Raw genomic sequence first — 17,496 nt, forward strand, 5'->3', positions numbered from 1 at the left:
CGGCCATGTCGATGTCGGCGACCCTGATCCTGGCCATGGGCGTCTTCCTGACGCTCGCGCTGGCGATGGCGGCCTTTTCGGCCCCGGTTGGCTCGCGCAGCCAGAACCGGCGGCTGGCCGCATTACGCGGTCGGGTCGCGCTCGACCTCGGCAAGCCGCTGGAGGCGGTGGCCGCGTCGCGCGGGATCGCGCTGGCGGGCGACACACGGATGGACAAGGCGTTCGGCCGTCTGCTCCCCAATTCCGCAACGCTCGCCACGCGGCTGGACCGCACCGGGCGCGACTGGACCGTCGGCCAATATGGCATGGCGAGCGCGGGGCTGGCGTTCGGCTTGATGATCCTGCTGATGATCCTCGGCTGGTCCTTCTTCACCGCCTTGCTGGTCGGGCTGCTGCTCGGGCTATGGGTGCCGCACATGGTCATCGGGCGGATGATTACGAAGCGCCGGAACAAGTTCGTCATCCGCTTTCCCGATGCCATCGAGCTGTTGGTGCGTGGCCTGCGTTCGGGCCTGCCCATCTCGGAGACGATGGCGGTCGTCGCGCTGGAGCTGCCCGGCCCGGTGGGCGAGGAGTTTCGCGCCGTCACCGACCGGATGCGGATCGGCCGGACGATGGACGCCGCGCTTCAGGACACTGCCGATCGGCTCGACATTCCCGAATTCCGCTTCTTCGTCATCGCCATCGCCATCCAGCGCGAGACCGGCGGCAACCTGGCCGAGACGCTGTCCAACCTGGCCGAGGTGCTGCGCAAGCGTGCGCAGATGAAGCTGAAGATCAAGGCGATGTCGTCCGAGTCCAAGGCGTCCGCCTATATCATCGGCTGCCTGCCCTTTGCCGTGTTCGGCATGATCTGGATGATCAACCAGCCCTATATGGCGCGCTTCTTCGTCGATCCGCGCCTGATGCTGGTCGGGGCGGCAGGCTTTCTCTGGATGGGCCTGGGCGCGTTCATCATGTCCCGCATGATCAGCTTCGAGATCTGAATGACCCGTCCCGCGCCCGCCTTTTTTGGCCTCGACCCGGCATCGCTGACCGCGCTGCTCTGGGGCATCTGCGTCTTTGCGCTGCTGTGCGCGGGCTATATGCTGATCGGCAGCCGCGACCCGATGACGCGCCGGGTCCGCGCGCTCAACGAACGGCGCGACTCGCTCAAGATCGGTGGCGAGAGCGGCCCCAAGCGGCGCGCCCAGCTGATCGACCGCGCCACCCTGCTGGACCGGATGCGCACGGTCCTGAGCATGCTCAAGGTCTTGCAGGACGAACAGGTCAAGGCGGTTCAGATCAAGCTGCTGCAGGCGGGTATCCGATCGAAGGACATGGCGGTCGCGGTCATTTTCGGGCGCCTGGCCCTGCCGATCGTGCTGGGCGGCACGATGGCGCTTTGGGTCTATGGCACCGAGGATTTCGCCGACTGGAGCGGGTTCAGCTGCTACATGCTGGTCGCGGGTACGCTGATCCTGTCTTACAAGGCGCCCGACCTGGCGCTGAAGAACCAGATCGACAAGCGCACCGCCGCGATCCGCAAGGGATTGCCCGACGCGCTCGACCTGATGGTCATCTGTGCCGAGGCGGGGCTGACCGTCGATGCCGCCTTCGCCCGAGTCGCGCGGGAGCTGCGCCGCGCCTATCCCGAGCTGGGCGACGAGTTCCAGCTGACCTCGGTCGAGTTGGGCTTCCTGACCGACCGGCGGCAGGCGCTGGAGAATCTCGCCATGCGGGTCAATCTGGACTCGCTGCGCGGCGTCGTCACCACGATGATCCAGACCGAGAAATACGGTACGCCGCTGGCCAGCGCGCTACGCGTCCTGTCGGCCGAGTTCCGCCACGAACGCATGATGCGCGCCGAGGAAAAGGCCGCCCGTCTGCCCGCGATCATGACGGTGCCGCTGATCCTGTTCATCCTGCCGGTGCTGTTCGTCGTCATCCTCGGCCCCGCCGCCTGTTCGATCAAGGATACGCTGATCGCGGGGCAATAAGCCCGGCTTCGCAACCAGCATCCGTTCCAGTCGTTGATCGGTCGTAACAGACCTAATTCAACAGGATGGGATCGACGCGATGCTGTTCACTTCGACGACGCAGTTCGCCGTGCTGGGGCTGGTCCTCATCGCGGGTTGGTTCTTCGGGCTGGCGAGCCATCCGGGCGGCCGCAAATGGCGCACCCGCTACTCCACCGAGCGCGACGCCCATGCCGCGCAGGTCAAGGATACCGAAGCCAAGCTGTCGGCGGCACAGGCCCGCATCGCCGAACTGGAAAAGGAAAACCGCCGCCTGGCGAGTGCCCAGCCGGTCGCGGCCGCGCCGGTGGTGGAGCGGGCCGCCCCGGCGTCGACCTATCGCCCGGTCGCGGCGAGCGCGGCGCGTCCGGCCTATCCTGCGGGTGAGCGTCGCGGGTGGTTCGACTTCGGCAACCGGGTGACGACCCACGGGTGATTGGTTTTGTGGGGTTAGGGCTCGGTGAGACACCCTGCCCTCCCCCATCCCCTCCCGCTTGCGGGAGGGGTGTGCGAAGCGGAAACGTCTAGCGCTTCAATCGGTCCATCGTTTTCGAGAGACACGAAACCGCTGCCCGGAAACGCCCCCCTCCCGCAAGCGGGAGGGGATGGGGGAGGGGGAGGGAAGTTTCCGGGCGATAAACCCGCCGAAACCTCCTCACCCCGACATCACCGCGCCTTCAACGCCGCCTGCGCCGCCGCGAGCCGCGCGATCGGCACGCGGTACGGGCTGGCCGAGACATAATCCAACCCAACCGACTCGCAGAAGGCGATCGACGCCGGATCGCCGCCATGCTCGCCGCAGATGCCGAGCTTGATCCCCGGCCGCGTCGCGCGACCTCGCTCGGCGGCCAGGCTGACCAGTTCGCCCACACCCTCTACATCCAGGCTGACGAACGGGTCCTTGGCGTAGATGCCCTTCTCGACATAGGCGCTCAGGAAGCGCGCCGCATCGTCGCGGCTGACGCCCAGCGTCGTCTGGGTCAGGTCGTTGGTGCCGAAGGAGAAGAACTCCCCGACCTCGGCGATCTCGCCCGCCTTCAGCGCGGCGCGCGGCAGCTCGATCATGGTGCCGACCAGATATTCGACTGTCTTGCCGCGTTCGGCGAAGACCGCCTGCGCCGCCTTGTCGACCACCGCCTTCATCAGCTCCAACTCGCGGCGCGTGGCGACCAGCGGGATCATGACCTCGGGGATCGGCGCCTCGCCCGACTTCTCCGCCACGTCCAGCGCCGCCTCGAAGATGGCGCGCGCCTGGATCTCGTAGATTTCCGGATAGGTCACGCCCAGGCGGCACCCGCGATGGCCGAGCATCGGGTTGAACTCGTGCAGCTCGTTCGCCCGGCGCTTCAGCGTATCGACGTCGACGCCCGCCGCCGTCGCGACCTCCGCGAACTCGGCCTCCTGCTGCGGCAGGAATTCGTGCAGCGGCGGGTCGAGCAGGCGCACCGTCACCGGCAGGCCCGCCATCACCTCGAAGATCGCGGTGAAGTCGGCGCGCTGTTCAGGCAGCAGCTTGGCGAGCGCGGCGCGGCGGCCCGCTTCGTCCGAGGCGAGGATCATCTGGCGCACCGCCGTGATCCGCGCGGCGTCGAAGAACATATGCTCGGTGCGGCACAGGCCGACGCCCTCCGCACCGAACTCGCGCGCGGTGCGGCAGTCGAGCGGGGTTTCGGCATTGGCGCGGACCTTCAGGCGGCGGACCTGGTCGGCCCATTCCATCAGCGTGCCGAAGTCGCCCGCCAGTTCGGGCTGCACGGTCGCGACCGCGCCGACCATCACCTCGCCGGTCGAACCGTCGAGCGTCAGGATGTCGCCCTCGCGCACCTCACGGCTACCGACGCGCAGCAGCTTGGCTTTGTTGTCGATGGCCAGCGAACCCGCGCCCGAGACGCAGGGACGCCCCATGCCGCGCGCCACGACCGCCGCATGGCTGGTCATGCCGCCGCGCGCGGTCAGGATGCCCTTGGCCGCGTGCATGCCGTGAATGTCCTCCGGCGAGGTTTCGACACGGACGAGGATCACCGCCTCACCCGCCGCCGCCGCACGCTCGGCGGCATCGGCGTCGAACACCACCTTGCCCGAGGCCGCACCCGGCGAGGCGGGAAGTCCCTTGGTCAGCACGTCGCGCTTGGCATCGGGATCGAGCGTCGGGTGGAGCAACTGGTCGAGCGCCGCCGGATCGACCCGCGCGATCGCTTCCTCGCGGGTGATGAGGCCCTCATTGGCCATGTCGACCGCGATCTTCAGCGCCGCCTTGGCGGTACGCTTGCCCGAGCGGGTCTGGAGCATCCAGAGCTTGGCCTGTTCGACCGTGAACTCGATGTCCTGCATGTCGCGGTAATGCGTCTCAAGCTGGTCGAAGACGGCGGCCAGCTCGGCATAGACCTCGGGCATCGCCTCTTCCATCGAGGCGGGCTTGGCGTTCGCCTCCTCGCGCGCGGCCTTGGTCAGGTACTGCGGCGTGCGGATGCCCGCGACTACGTCCTCGCCCTGCGCGTTGATCAGGAACTCGCCATAATAGGCGCGGTCGCCCTTGGACGGATCGCGCGTGAAGGCCACGCCCGTTGCCGAGGTGTCGCCCATATTGCCGAAGACCATCGCCTGCACATTGACGGCGGTGCCCCAGTCGGCGGGAATGTCGTTCAGGCGGCGATAGACCTTCGCGCGCTCCGACTGCCACGATCCGAACACTGCGCCGACCGCGCCCCAGAGCTGGTCGTGCACGTCCTGCGGGAAGGGCTTGCCCCATTCCGCTTCGACGAGGCCCTTATATTCGGCGACCAACTTTTTCAGGTCGGTTGCGGTCAGCTCGGTATCAAGCGTGAAACCATTGTCCTCCTTGGCGATCTCCAGCGCTTCCTCGAAAGCACCGTGATCCAGCTCCAGGACGACATCGGCATACATCTGGATGAAGCGGCGATAGCTGTCCCAGGCGAAACGCTCATCGCCCGCCTTCTTCGCCAGCCCCTCGACGGTTTCGTCGTTGAGACCCAGGTTCAGCACCGTGTCCATCATGCCCGGCATCGACACCCGCGCGCCCGAGCGGACCGAGACCAGAAGCGGGTTTTGCGCATCGCCGAAGCGCTTCTCCGTCACCGCCTCGATATGCGCGATGCCGTCGGCCACCTCATCGCGCAGTTCCTGCGGGAACTGTTCGCCATCGTCATAATATCGGGTGCACATCGCGGTCGAGATGGTGAAGCCCGGCGGCACCGGCAGCCCGATCGACGCCATCTCGGCCAGGTTCGCGCCCTTGCCCCCAAGCAGGTTCTTGTCCCCCTTACCGCCGTCCGAAACGCCGCCGCCGAAACGGTACACATAGGTCATCGGTTCGATCCTTTACTGGTCGTCACGTCCGACGCCCTGGGGACACAGGCGTCGGTGTTAATAAGGCGATATTGCCGGAGGGGAAGACAGGAACGTTCGCCCCCGTCTCCCGATCCGGCTCAACTCATCCCTCGATCCGCGAGAAATCCGCGACCGTATGCACGGCGGCCCGGACCCGCGCGAGCAGCGCGAGGCGCGCGGTCCGCTTGGCCGGATCGGCATCGTTGACGGTCACATCGTCGAAGAACCGGTCGATCGGCGCGCGAAGCGAGGCGAGCGCGGCCATCGCGGCCTCGAAATCCTCGGCCTTCACCGCTTGCGCCGCCTTCGGCTCGGCCGCGTCGAGCGCGGCGATCAGATCGGCCTCGGCGGGTTCGAGCGTGTAGGTCGGCGCGGTCCAGACCTGGTCGCCCTCGACGCCTTCCTTCTTCAGGATGTTCGCGGCGCGCTTATAGCCGGCGAGCAGGTTGGTGCCGTCGTCGGTGGTGACGAAGGCTTGCAGCGCACGGACGCGGGCGAGCAGGCGGACGAGGTCGTCCTCGCCGCCGAGCGCGAACACCGCGTCGATCAGGTCGTGACGGACGCCCGCTTCGCGTTGCTGGACTTTCAGGCGGTCGATGATGAAGTCCATCATCTCCGTCGATCCGTGGTCGACATTGCCCATGGCTCGGATGCTAGCCGCGTAGAAGGGCAAACGCAGGCCGTTCTGCTGGATTGTGCTGGCGATACCCAACGCCGCCCGGCGCAAAGCGAACGGATCTTTCGAACCGCTGGGCTTCAAACCGACCATGAAGAATTGTGCGACGCTATCCAGCTTATCCGCCAGCGCCACGGCCACCGTCACCGGCGCGGTGGGGACGTCATCCCCCTGCCCGACCGGCTTGTAATGATCGCGAACCGCCTCGGCGACGCGCGGGTCTTCGCCCTGCGCGGCGGCGTAATAGCCACCCATCAGGCCCTGCAATTCGGGAAACTCGCCGACCATGCCGGTGACGAGATCGGCCTTCGCAAGGTACGCGGCGCGCTCTGCCAGATCGGCAAGCTCGCCCCCTCCGCTTGCGAGTTTCAGGTCGGTCATGCCCCCGGCATGACCTGAACGATGCGGGGCATCGTTCACCTGAAACTGGGATGGGGGGGGGACGGTGCCGCTGGCGACGTCGCTTGGGGCACTGCCCTCCCCTAGCCCCTCCCGCCTGCGGGAGGGGGATTCGGTCACGATACCCTCTTCGACCAGCCAACGGGCCAGTTTGGCCACGCGCTCGACCTTGTCGGCGACGGTGCCGAGCTTTTCGTGGAAGACGATCTTTTCCAGCTTGGGCCGCAGCTCGTCGAGCCTGGTCTTCAGGTCCGTCTCGTAGAAGAAACGCGCGTCGGACAGGCGGGCGGCGAGCACCTTGCCATTGCCCTCGACGATCTTCGCGCCGCCATCGGTCGCCTCGATATTGGCAGTGCAGACGAACGCGTTCGCCAGCTTGCCGTCGCCCGAACGGCAGACGAAGTACTTCTGGTTCACCCGCGCGGTCAGCTGGATGACCTCCGGCGGCACGTCGAGATAGGCTTGGTCGAAGCGGCCGAGCAGCGGCACCGGCCATTCGGTCAGCCCGGCATTCTCGGCGACCAGCCCTTCGTCCTCGACCAGCTCCAGCCCGGCCTCGGCGGCGAGCGCGGAGGCGCGCTGACGGATGATCGCGGCGCGCTCGTCCTGGTCGACCAGCACCTTGGCGGCGCGCAGTTGCTCGACATAGGTGTCCGCGCCGGTCAGCACGATCTCGGCGGGCGCGTGGAAACGGTGACCGCGCGTCGTATTGCCGCTGGTGATCCCGGCGATTGCGAACGGCACCACCTCGCCGCCAAACAGCGCGACGATGGCGTGCAGCGGACGAACCCAGCGCATCGACTCGGTCGAGGCGGACTCGGCGCCCCAGCGCATCGACTTGGGCCAGGGGAAGGCACGAACGATCGCGGGGATCGCCTCGGCCAGCACTTCCGCCGTCGCGCGACCGGGCTTTTCGGTGATCGCGAACAGCACGCCGTCGCGCTCGGTCAGTTGCTCGCGCGTCAGCCCGGTCTTGCGCAGGAAGCCCTCCAGCGCCTGCGGCGGGGCGGAGGCACGCGGCCCCTTCACTTCCTCGGACACTGCCTCGGTCGCGGACGGAAGGTCCTTAGCGATCAGCGCCAGACGGCGAGGCCCCGCATAGGTGACGATCTCGCCCGCCGACAGACCGGCTTTCGCCAGTTCGGCAGTGAAGAGCTTGGCCAGATTCTCCCGCGCCCCCGCCTGCATCCGGGCGGGGATTTCTTCGGAGCGGAGTTCGAGCAGAAAATCGGTCATCACGCGGCCCAGCCGTTCTTATCCATCCAGGCGCCGCACGCGCCCTTCGCCAGATCGCGGACCCGGCCCATATAGGCTTGGCGCTCCGCCACCGAGATCACGCCGCGCGCCTGCAGCAGGTTGAAGGTGTGGCTGGCCTTGATCGCCTGTTCATAGGCGGGGATGGGCAGCTTGGCCTCCAGACAGCGCTCGCACTCGGCCGCAGCCTTCTTGAAGGCGTCGAACAGCGTGTCGGTGTCGGCGACCTCGAAGTTCCAGGTCGACATCTGCTTCTCGTTTTCGAGAAACACGTCGCCGTAACTCACGCCCGCATCGTTGAAGCGCAGGTCGTACACATTGTCGACGTCCTGGATGTACATGGCCAGACGCTCGAGCCCATAGGTCAGCTCGCCCGCGACCGGCTTCATGTCGTATCCGCCCATCTGCTGGAAATAGGTGAACTGCGTCACCTCCATCCCGTCGCACCAGACTTCCCAGCCCAGCCCCCAGGCACCCAGGGTCGGGCTTTCCCAATCATCCTCGACGAAGCGGATGTCGTGCTTGGTCATGTCGACGCCGATCGCCGCCAGGCTACCCAGATACAGGTCCTGCAGATCGGCGGGCGAAGGCTTCAGGATCACCTGATACTGGTAATAATGCTGAAGCCGGTTGGGGTTCTCGCCATAGCGGCCGTCGGTCGGACGGCGGCAGGGCTGGACAAAGGCGGCGTTCCACGAGTCCGGCCCCAGCGCGCGCAGCGTGGTCGCGGGGTGAAAGGTGCCCGCCCCCATCTCCATGTCATAGGGTTGCAGGATCACGCATCCCCGCTCGCTCCAATAATCATGGAGGGTGAGGATCATGCGCTGGAAGGAAAGTGGTCCTTCCGGGGAGCCGTTTCGGGTCTGCATAATGGCGCAGGCTTTGGCGGATGGCCCTTGTGCGGTCAAGGCGAGCGGGCTTTTCGTAACCGCACCGGCCCGCCCCCCCCCCGACCGCCCATTCAGAATACGCTGTGGGCGGTCGGGTGGGGAAGCGGGCCGGTGCCGCATCCGCGCGAGCGGATCGAACCAAAAGTCAGCCAAACGTGATATTTTGTCATGTCTTGTTGACAATGTCGCGACTCACTGTCACTTTGTCATGGTCACCTGACATTACGTCATGCATGGGTGACAAAGGGAGGTTGGCCATGCAAGAGGAGGTGGACATGAAAAATCGCCTCAAGGTGCTGCGCGCCGAACGCAACTGGAGCCAGGCGGAACTCGCCGGGCGGCTGGATGTGTCGCGCCAGGCCGTCAACGCCATCGAGACGGGGAAGTACGACCCCTCGCTGCCGCTCGCCTTCCGTATCGGACGGCTGTTCGAACTGCCCATCGAGGAGATTTTCGATGACGAGCATCACGGTGAATAAGCCCGCCGGATGGGGCGAGGCGCGCGTGGCCGAAAAACGGGCGCGGACGAACCGGCGGCGGGCGGCGCTCGCGATCGTAACGACAGCGGTCGTGCTGGGCTTTCCCTTTATCGACGGCTTCATCGATGGCGTGCGGGGCGGCGCCCCCCAGCCGACCCCCGAATGGGTCCTTGATGCGATGCTGGCCCCGGTCCTGCTGCTGGCGGTCCTCGTCGCGTGGCGCAATTGGCGCGATGCCGACGAGGTTCAGCGGCTGCTGGCGGTGCAGACATGGGCGGTGATAGGGTTCAGCAGTTTTCTACTACAGGCCATCGTGACGATCGCGGCGAAGTACGTGCCGCTGTCCAATCCGGGCTATGTCGCATGGCTGATCTCGGCAGCGTTCGGCCTGGGCTTCTACTTCATCCGGCGGGTGCGGTCATGAGCCGCCGCCTGACCCGCGCGGTCATCGGAACGGGAATCGCGCTTTCGCTGCTGGGCTGGGGTGCAGGACGGATAGGAGAGGTAACGCTTGCCGCACTCCGCCCTGATAGTCGGATTGTCGCTGCGACCGCGCAGACCGCGCCGATGCCCAAATTCTCCGTCCATCTGTCCATCGAGGTGCGACCATGACCGATTCATCCAAGCGTGACGATCGCGGCCCCAGCGAACGTGCGAACCACCGCCTGCTTGCGATTTCGGGAGCGGTGGGCGGAATCATGGGGATTGCGATGTCGCTGATGGCGATCGGCTCCGCACCCGCCGGGATGAAGACCCATGCCATCGACATGTGGACGATCCCCCTGCCGACCTGGTTCGCGGTGTTGATGGCGCTGATCTGCCTCGTCGTTGTGCCGCTGATTTCCTGGCGCTGGCACCGCGTGGCCGACGAGCACGAGAACCGCGCCTATCGCGACGGCGCGCTGGTGGCCTTCTATGTCGTCAGCCTCGGCGTACCGGCATGGTGGTTCCTGTGGCGTGGCGGCGTGCTGCCGCCCGTGCGGGTCGATTGGGTCTACGGTGCCCTGATCCTGAGCTGCGGCATCGTCTGGATGTGGCGCAAATACGCCTGATCCCGCCCCCCTTCCCCTTTCTTTTCCGAAAGTCCGATCCCATGAAGACGATCATGAAAGCCGCCCTCACCTCGCTCGCCCTGATGCTGGCGCTGCCCGCCTGCGCACAGAGCAAGCCTGCGCCCAATCCTAATGACGCCGATCCCGCTTTGTGGGTGGTCAAGGACGCCGACACCACCATCTATCTGTTCGGCACCATCCATGTCCTGAAGCCCGGCCTGTCCTGGTTCGACGAGGCGGTGAAGACGGCCTTCGACAAGTCCGACCAGCTCGTCCTCGAAATGGTGCAGCCCGATCAGGCGACGATGCAGCAGATCGTGATGAAGAACGGCATCGTCACCACCGGCCCGACGCTGACCGAGCAACTGCCCGCCGACAAGCGCGGTGCCTATCTGAAGGCGGTAACCGATATGGGCCTGCCGCCCCAGGCGTTCGACCGGATGAAGCCGTGGCTCGCAGGCGTCACCCTGTCGCTCGCGCCGATCCAGAAGCTCGGCTACAACCCGGAAAACGGACCGGAAAAGGTGCTGGCCGACGCGGCCAAGGCGGCGGGCAAGCCGGTCGCCGGGCTGGAAACCGCCGAGCAGCAGATCGGCTTCTTCAACGGCCTGTCGCAAAAGGCGCAAATCGACTTCCTGACCTCGACCGTCGACGACCTGCCCAAGGCGGGTGAGGAAATGGCCGAAATGGTCGACGAATGGGCCAAGGGCGATCCCGACGCGCTGGCCAAGACGATGAACGACAGCCTGAAGGACTCGCCCGAGGTCGCCAAGACCCTGCTGACCGACCGCAACGCCCGCTGGGCGACGTGGATCAAGCAGCGCATGGCCAAGCCCGGCACCCTCTTCATCGCGGTGGGCGCAGGCCATCTGGCGGGGCCCGACAGCGTCCAGGCGCAGCTCGCCAAGCAGGGGATCAAGGCGCAGCGTATCGCCTATTGATCCGGCGCAGCGGCGCGGCGGCATCGACCTTGCCTTTTGGCACCATTGCCGCTATGCGCCGCCACTTCCGGTCATGGTCATCCCTGGAGGCGTGGTCGGAAGCCTATATCCATTTTGTTTCGGAGTTACTGGAATGAGCGACACCCTTACGCTCGCCGCCGAGACGCGCGATCAGGTTGGCAAGGGAGCCTCCCGTTCGCTGCGTCGTGAAGGCCGCGTCCCCGCCGTGATCTATGGCCGCAACCAGGCCGCCGCGTCGATCCATCTCGAAGAGAAGGCCCTCGTCAAGGCTCTGATGACCGGTCATTTCTTCACCTCGGTCATCATGGTGGACGGCCAGCGCACGCTGGCGAAGGACGTCGCGTTCCATCCGGTCACCGACCGCCCGCTGCACGTCGACTTCCTGCGCATCGGCGAGCATGAGACCGTCACGGTCGCCGTGCCCGTCGTGTTCACCGACGAAGACGAGAGCGGCGTGAAGCAGGGCGGCGTCCTGAACGTCACCCGCCACGAGATCGAGCTGGTCGTCGACGCCGCCAACATCCCGACCGAAGTCAGCGTCTCGCTGAAGGGTCTGGCGATCGGCGACTCGATCCACATCTCGGACGTGAAGCTGCCCAAGGGCGCCGAACCCGCCATCGACGACCGCGACTTCGCGATCGCCACCATCGTCCCGCCGACGGTCCCGACCGCCGCGGACGAGGCGGCCGACGCCGAGGCGCAGGCCGAAGGTTCGGAAGAGGCCTGATCCGGCTTCGCTTTCCCTGTCGGGTCAGCGAACGAAAAACAGGGCAGGTGGCGGCGACGCCCCTGCCCTTTTTCGTGTCGGATCGATGGGGACATCGGTTACGAGTATCCGGGACCGACGACCGGGCCATTCGGGCGGATCGAAGGGGGGAACGTCGCATGAGACATTCAAGCATCAGTCGATTCTCGGCCCTGATCGTCGCACTCGCGACCGGTCTTTCCGGCGGAAGCGCGACTGTCGCGGACGCGCAAATCGCCACGCCACCCTGTCCGCTGTCAGCCTCCTATCGAACCGACAATCCCTTCGCGCGAATCATCCGGGGGGAGATTCCGGCCTCGATCATCGCCCAGGACAGGCGCGTCATGGCGATCATTCCCTTGGACTGGGAACATCCGGGCCATGCGCTGGTCATTCCCAAAGCCCCCGTGCGCAACCTGGACGACCTGAGCGATCGCGATGCCCTTGCGGTGTTGCACATGGTCAAGCGCATAGCCGTAGCGCAACAGCGCGCCCTGGGCAGCACCGGCTATTCGCTTCAGCAGAACAATGCGAGTCGACAGGACGTCTGCCACTTTCACGTCCATGTCATCCCCGATACGCCTCCCGTCCCGCGGACACGCCATACACGCAGCGAAATGGATGCCATGGCGGAGCGATTGCGCGCCGCCCTTCCACCGCGCTGAGGTGGATCGAACCGGTCGGCGAATAACAGCGTCGCTCGCGTCGACCATCCGGTCCCGCATGCAAAGGGCCGCCGAACCCGAAGGTCCGACGGCCCCGCTCATCCCCGCTCGGGGAATTGTCGGAACGGAGGGGGTGTTCCGATTTTAGCCCTGACCCTGGCTCAGAAAGCCGGTCAATTCGGTCTTGGACACCGTCTTGTCCTTATCGGTGTCGGCCTGGGCGAAAGCGCTGCCGACCCACTTCTTGGTGGCGGGCGCATCGGCCTTGGTCGACGGGTCGGTCTGAGACTTCAGCGCGACCATCCACTGGGCAAATTCGGCCTTGTTCAGCTTGCCGTCGCCGTCCTTGTCATAGGTCGGGAACTGCGCGTCGACGACCTGGGCGATCTGGCTGCCGTTCGCCTGCACCTGACCCTGGGTCGATGCCGATGCATCGGCTGTAGGCTGGGCAGTCTGAGCCGGGTCCGCCGTGGTTGCGGGTGTCTCCTGCGGCGCGGCAGGCGTGGTCTGGGCTGGCGCAGGCGTGACCTGGGCCAGAACGGGGGCAGACGCCATCATCGCGGCGCCAAGAAAAGCATATTTCATCATCTCGTCTCTCCCTTACGTTGGTCGAACGATGACTATGAAGATCAAGAACGCATCTTCATCATTAGTGATACGTCCCTAAACTCCATTATACCAGATGGGGATCCATCCTTGGGATTTGAAGGCTCGGCTCGTCCCTGCTAACGGCACGGTACGCCGTGATTCCGAGAGGGAGTGCACGGTGAGCCGTGCCGTTTCCACGACCTGAAGGTGCCCCGATGATTCCGCGCTATTCCCGTGCCCCCATGTCCCGGATCTGGGACCCCCAGACCCGCTTCCGCATCTGGTTCGAGATCGAGGCCCATGCCACCGACGCGCTCGCCGAACTGGGCGTCGTTCCCAAGGAGGCCGCCGCGCGCATCTGGGAAGCCGACAAGGCGGCCGGGGATTTCGACATCGACCGCATCGATTCGATCGAGGCGGAGACCAAGCACGACGTCATCGCCTTCCTGACCCATGTCGCCGAGCGGACCGGGCCGGAGGCGCGCTTCCTGCACCAGGGTATGACCTCGTCCGACGTGCTCGACACCTGTCTGGCGGTGCAGCTGGCGCGTGCCTCGGACATCCTGATCGAGGATCTGGACGCGCTGCTGGCGGTCATCAAGCGCCGCGCGCTGGAACATAAGCTGACCCCGACCATCGGTCGCAGCCACGGCATCCATGCCGAACCCGTGACCTTCGGCCTGAAGCTCGCGCAAGCCTATGCCGAGTTCGACCGCAACCGCGCCCGCCTGGTCGCGGCGCGTGCCGATATCGCCACCTGCGCCATCTCGGGCGCGGTCGGCACCTTCGCGAACATCGACCCCAGCGTCGAGGCGCATGTCGCCGAGAAGATGGGCCTGACCGTCGAGCCCGTCTCGACCCAGGTCATCCCGCGCGACCGTCACGCGATGTTCTTCGCCACGCTGGGCGTCATCGCCAGCTCGATCGAGCGTCTCGCGACCGAAGTCCGCCATCTGCAGCGCACCGAGGTTCTGGAAGCCGAGGAATATTTCTCGCCCGGCCAGAAGGGCTCGTCGGCGATGCCGCACAAGCGCAACCCGGTGCTGACCGAGAACCTGACCGGCCTCGCCCGCATGGTGCGCGGTTACGTGACGCCTGCGCTGGAAAATGTCGCGCTGTGGCATGAGCGCGACATCAGCCATTCGTCGGTCGAGCGCTATATCGGCCCCGACGCGACCATCACCCTGGACTTCGCGCTGGCCCGTTTGACCGGCGTGATCGACAAGCTGGTCGTCTATCCGGCGCGGATGGAGAAGAATCTCAACAAAATGGGCGGCCTGGTCCATTCGCAGCGCGTCCTGCTGGCGCTGACCCAGGCGGGCGTGAGCCGCGAGGACAGCTACCGCCTCGTCCAGCGCAACGCGATGAAGGTCTGGGAGTCCGATGGCGAGCTGTCGCTGATGGAACTGCTCAAAGCCGATGCCGATGTGACGGCGGCGCTGTCGCCGGAAGAGATCGAGGCGCGGTTCGACCTCGATTATCACTATAAGAATGTCGACACGATCTTTGCGCGGGTGTTCGGCGAGGCGTGATGTTTGGGGGGAGTCCCATCGGCGACATAGCTTGCCGAACCGGACTCCCCTCCCCCCAGCCCCTCCCGCCTGCGGGAGGGGAGAGGCTGGAGGCAGCCGCTTCCCCAAATAACTCCCCTCCCGCAGGCGGGAGGGGCTGGGGGAGGGAACGCCAGTCGTTATCCGAGCGACCGGCCTATGGGTCTCAAATCACCCAACCGGCCAGCCAATCCGCTACCGCCTGCGGCGTCATCGCCCGCGCATCGGACAGCGCCGTCTCACGCCCCGCATTGACCAGCCTGTTGGTCTTGGGATCGACGATCAGCACCGCGGGCACGCCCTGAAGCCGCCCCGTGATCCCATAGGAGGCCGGAATATCCATATTCTGGTCGAACCGGCCAACATCGACCGTCACCACCTCGAAATGCTTCGCGACGAAGGGCCGCATCTGCGGCGTTTCCATCACCCCTGCCAGCAGGCGGCAGTCGAGACACCAGTTGCCGCCCAGGTCGATCAGCACCCGCTTATGCGCCTTGACTGCCCGAGCCCGCGCCGCCGCGATCGCCGCCTTGGCATCGCCCGCATGATAGGGCAGCGGCAAGGGCTTGGGCAGCGCCTCGAAACTGGCGATCCCGACGCGCGGGGCGGCGACCGGCGCGGCGGCCGGGAGCAGCGTACACGCGGCGAGCAGGGGCAAGGCGGCTTTCCACGGCGACATGACAATCTCCCTCATTCGTCCGGCCATTGGAGCGTGCCCGTCACCGCAATGCAATATGGCTTTGCTTGGGACCGGTGCCGCGTCGGCTATACCCCCTGCTCCGGGATCAAGGTCGAGACATTGCGCGCCGCCAACACCCAGCGATAAAAGGCGTCGATCAGATAGACCCGCAGCGTCGTTGGCTCAATGCTGAGCTTCTTCACCCCCTCAAGGCATTCGGGCGAGTTGACAATGATCGCCTGCTCCAGTCCGCGAACGAGATCGCTACCCTGTTGCGCATGGAACAGCCGCGTGGTCAGGACCGGCTGGGTCTGGACCAGGCACGCCGCCACTATGAAGCCGGACATTTCGGGATTCTGCCGATAGCGATTTTGCTGCGTTTCCACTTTGCGAAATCGTGCGCGGACCGCCGGGTCGAAGGTCTGCGAAGCGTCCAGCGCAACGTCCGGCACAAATTGACGCAATGTTCGCTCGATCAGGATACCACGATCTAGAAAATCGGTCCCTATCATAGCCGGGTTCCACGGCGGACTGTAACCTGGCGGCGGATAACACCCCCAGTTCGTCGAGATGACCATGCCCTGTGCATATTGGGTGCTGGCGAAGTTTGGAGGCCCTTCCACCGCCTTGCGCAGCCAATTACGGCTGGCCTTGGCAAAGGCGCAGCCCAGGAACATGTCTGCGCGCTCATAGGCGATGTTGATCTGCGTATTGTCCACGGGTGCCCAACGGACATTCACCGGGAGTTTATCACGCGGAAGGCTCAGCGCCTTAACGATGATCTCGTCGGAGGAGCCGCCGTCAGGCAAAGCGCCCTGTTCGACGTTGCGTGACTTCGTGCCCTGCGCCGACAGGGGGTCGGCAAGGATCGCACCCAAGGCGAGCAGACATCCGAATAGCTGACGCATCGCAAGACCTTCTCCCAAAAGTCGCAATACGATCATGACTCCGATGATGGTCGCAAGTCAACAAAGCCGGAGGAAACACCTCCTCCGGCCTATAGTGTTGAACAATAATAGGAAAAGACGAAAAACCTGCTTACTCGCCCGCAAAGACACTCTTCAACTTAGCGAAAAAGCCCTGACTTTCAGGACATTCGTCGCCCGTCTCGGTCTCACGGAAGAGTTCGAGCAGTTCGCGCTGGCGGGTCGACAGCTTGGTCGGGGTTTCGACTTCGATCTGGATGACCAGATCGCCGGTGCCGCGTCCTTGCAGCACGGGCATCCCTGCCCCGCGCTGGCGGAGTTGCTTGCCCGACTGGATGCCCGCCGGAATCTTGATCTCATGGCTACGTCCATCGAGGCCGGGGATGGACAGCGATCCGCCGAGCGCCGCCGTCGTGAAGCTGATCGGCGCACGCGCGAACAGGGTCGTGCCCTCACGCTCGAAAAGGGCGTGCCGCTTGACATGCAGGAAGATGTAGAGGTCACCCGCCGGTGCCCCGCGCGCGCCCGCCTCGCCTTCGCCGGTCAGGCGGATGCGGGTGCCTTCGTCGACGCCAGCCGGAATGTTGACGGCCAGCGTCTTGGTCTTTTCGACGCGCCCGTCGCCGCGACAATCGGGGCACGGATCGGCGATGATCTGGCCTGCGCCCTGGCAAACCGGGCAGGTCCGCTCGACCACGAAAAAGCCCTGCTGCGCCCGCACCTTGCCATGGCCGCCGCACTGCTGGCAGGTCTTGGCGCTGGTCCCGGCCTTCGCGCCCGTGCCGTCGCAGGTGTCGCACGCCGCCGAGACATCGACCGTGATCTCGGTCTGCTTGCCGTGGAACGCCTCCTCAAGCGAGATTTCCATGTCGTAGCGCAGGTCCGCGCCGCGCCGGGGCTGTTGCCGCCCGCCGCCGCGTCCACCGCCCATGAATTCGCCGAAGACGCTTTCGAAAATGTCGGAAAAGGCGCCGAAATCCTGCGCGCCACCACCGCCGCCGCCGCCCATGCCCTGCTGGAACGCGGCATGGCCATAGCGGTCATAGGCCGCCCGCTTCTGGGGGTCCTTCAGACAGTCATAGGCTTCGCTGATCGCCTTGAACTTGGCCTCGGAGTCCTTGCAGCCCGCATTGCGGTCCGGATGGTACTGCATGGCCAGCTTGCGATAACGCGACTTGATCGTCGCATCGTCCGCCGTGCGCTCGCATTCGAGCAGTTCATAATAGTCGATCGTCGTGCTCATGCCCGGTCTCGCCCCGTCCGCCCGTGCGCCTCGCTGGCCGACC

The 17,496-nt window shown here is 65.6% G+C and carries 18 protein-coding genes; 11 read left to right on the forward strand and 7 right to left on the reverse strand.

The genetic code is table 11. The annotated features are described in order from the left end of the window. The first annotated feature begins 5 nt into the window (after positions 1–5). The 3 genes from KV697_RS06660 (at position 6) to KV697_RS06670 (ending at position 2,433) form a co-directional block, all read left to right on the forward strand. Entirely contained in the window at positions 6–986 is a 981-nt protein-coding gene (locus tag KV697_RS06660) for a type II secretion system F family protein (protein WP_219020625.1), read from the forward strand. Then, on the forward strand, positions 987–1,979 hold the full coding sequence (locus tag KV697_RS06665; protein WP_219020626.1) for a type II secretion system F family protein: 993 nt from the start codon (positions 987–989) through the stop codon (positions 1,977–1,979). It begins immediately after the preceding gene. 79 nt (positions 1,980–2,058) lie between these two features. Then, positions 2,059–2,433, forward strand: a complete 375-nt coding sequence (locus KV697_RS06670; protein WP_219020627.1) for a hypothetical protein — start codon at positions 2,059–2,061, stop codon at positions 2,431–2,433. A 230-nt stretch (positions 2,434–2,663) separates the two neighbouring features. Here KV697_RS06670 and ppdK read toward each other — a convergent pair whose 3' ends face one another. From ppdK to KV697_RS06685, 3 genes are all read right to left on the reverse strand, one after another. After that, positions 2,664–5,324, reverse strand: a complete 2,661-nt coding sequence (ppdK, locus tag KV697_RS06675) for a pyruvate, phosphate dikinase (RefSeq protein WP_219020628.1) — start codon at positions 5,322–5,324, stop codon at positions 2,664–2,666. Positions 5,325–5,448: 124 nt separating this feature from the next. Further along, the gene (gene glyS / locus KV697_RS06680; protein WP_219020629.1) at positions 5,449–7,656 is read right to left on the reverse strand and encodes a glycine--tRNA ligase subunit beta; all 2,208 of its coding nucleotides are present in this window, start codon (positions 7,654–7,656) and stop codon (positions 5,449–5,451) included. Continuing rightward, complete coding sequence (locus KV697_RS06685; RefSeq protein WP_056434449.1) at positions 7,656–8,495, reverse strand: glycine--tRNA ligase subunit alpha; 840 nt, start codon at positions 8,493–8,495, stop codon at positions 7,656–7,658. The genes glyS and KV697_RS06685 overlap by 1 nt, the downstream gene beginning before the upstream one ends. A 344-nt stretch (positions 8,496–8,839) precedes the next feature. Between KV697_RS06685 and KV697_RS06690 the strand changes: the two genes are divergently transcribed. The 7 genes from KV697_RS06690 to KV697_RS20085 all read left to right on the forward strand — a co-directional run bounded on the left by KV697_RS06690 (position 8,840) and on the right by KV697_RS20085 (position 12,467). After that, a complete protein-coding gene (locus tag KV697_RS06690) occupies positions 8,840–9,043 on the forward strand; it encodes a helix-turn-helix transcriptional regulator (protein ID WP_175312786.1) in 204 nt (67 codons plus the stop codon). After that, positions 9,021–9,467, forward strand: a complete 447-nt coding sequence (locus KV697_RS06695) for a hypothetical protein (protein ID WP_219020630.1) — start codon at positions 9,021–9,023, stop codon at positions 9,465–9,467. Before KV697_RS06690 ends, KV697_RS06695 begins: the two co-directional genes overlap by 23 nt. Further along, positions 9,464–9,655: a hypothetical protein gene (locus KV697_RS06700; RefSeq protein ID WP_219020631.1), complete on the forward strand. Its 192-nt coding sequence runs from the start codon at positions 9,464–9,466 to the stop codon at positions 9,653–9,655. Before KV697_RS06695 ends, KV697_RS06700 begins: the two co-directional genes overlap by 4 nt. Then, the gene (locus tag KV697_RS06705) at positions 9,652–10,095 is read left to right on the forward strand and encodes a hypothetical protein (RefSeq protein WP_219020632.1); all 444 of its coding nucleotides are present in this window, start codon (positions 9,652–9,654) and stop codon (positions 10,093–10,095) included. The genes KV697_RS06700 and KV697_RS06705 overlap by 4 nt, the downstream gene beginning before the upstream one ends. Positions 10,096–10,136: 41 nt before the next feature. Next, on the forward strand, positions 10,137–11,036 hold the full coding sequence (locus tag KV697_RS06710; protein WP_219020633.1) for a TraB/GumN family protein: 900 nt from the start codon (positions 10,137–10,139) through the stop codon (positions 11,034–11,036). 133 nt (positions 11,037–11,169) lie between these two features. Beyond that, on the forward strand, positions 11,170–11,784 hold the full coding sequence (locus KV697_RS06715) for a 50S ribosomal protein L25/general stress protein Ctc (protein ID WP_219020634.1): 615 nt from the start codon (positions 11,170–11,172) through the stop codon (positions 11,782–11,784). Between the two features lie 362 nt (positions 11,785–12,146). After that, on the forward strand, positions 12,147–12,467 hold the full coding sequence (locus KV697_RS20085) for an HIT family protein (protein ID WP_257575653.1): 321 nt from the start codon (positions 12,147–12,149) through the stop codon (positions 12,465–12,467). 144 nt (positions 12,468–12,611) lie between these two features. Here KV697_RS20085 and KV697_RS06725 read toward each other — a convergent pair whose 3' ends face one another. Beyond that, positions 12,612–13,055 carry an EF-hand domain-containing protein gene (locus tag KV697_RS06725; RefSeq protein ID WP_219020636.1) on the reverse strand — a complete coding sequence of 148 codons (444 nt, stop codon included), beginning with the start codon at positions 13,053–13,055 and terminating at the stop codon, positions 12,612–12,614. A gap of 215 nt (positions 13,056–13,270) precedes the next feature. Here KV697_RS06725 and purB point away from each other — a divergent pair, with 215 nt between their 5' ends. After that, the gene (purB, locus tag KV697_RS06730; RefSeq protein ID WP_219020637.1) at positions 13,271–14,587 is read left to right on the forward strand and encodes an adenylosuccinate lyase; all 1,317 of its coding nucleotides are present in this window, start codon (positions 13,271–13,273) and stop codon (positions 14,585–14,587) included. Positions 14,588–14,771: 184 nt separating this feature from the next. Here purB and KV697_RS06735 read toward each other — a convergent pair whose 3' ends face one another. From KV697_RS06735 to dnaJ, 3 genes are all read right to left on the reverse strand, one after another. Further along, on the reverse strand, positions 14,772–15,284 hold the full coding sequence (locus KV697_RS06735) for a thioredoxin family protein (protein ID WP_219020638.1): 513 nt from the start codon (positions 15,282–15,284) through the stop codon (positions 14,772–14,774). 86 nt (positions 15,285–15,370) lie between these two features. Then, a complete protein-coding gene (locus KV697_RS06740; protein ID WP_219020639.1) occupies positions 15,371–16,228 on the reverse strand; it encodes a hypothetical protein in 858 nt (285 codons plus the stop codon). A gap of 94 nt (positions 16,229–16,322) precedes the next feature. Continuing rightward, positions 16,323–17,453 (reverse strand): molecular chaperone DnaJ, encoded by a 1,131-nt coding sequence (dnaJ, locus tag KV697_RS06745; RefSeq protein ID WP_219020640.1) that lies wholly within the window; start codon positions 17,451–17,453, stop codon positions 16,323–16,325. Positions 17,454–17,496 lie beyond the last annotated feature (43 nt).

Origin of the sequence: Sphingomonas sanguinis, assembly GCF_019297835.1 — a bacterium.
Classification (GTDB): Bacteria; Pseudomonadota; Alphaproteobacteria; order Sphingomonadales; family Sphingomonadaceae; genus Sphingomonas; species Sphingomonas sanguinis_D.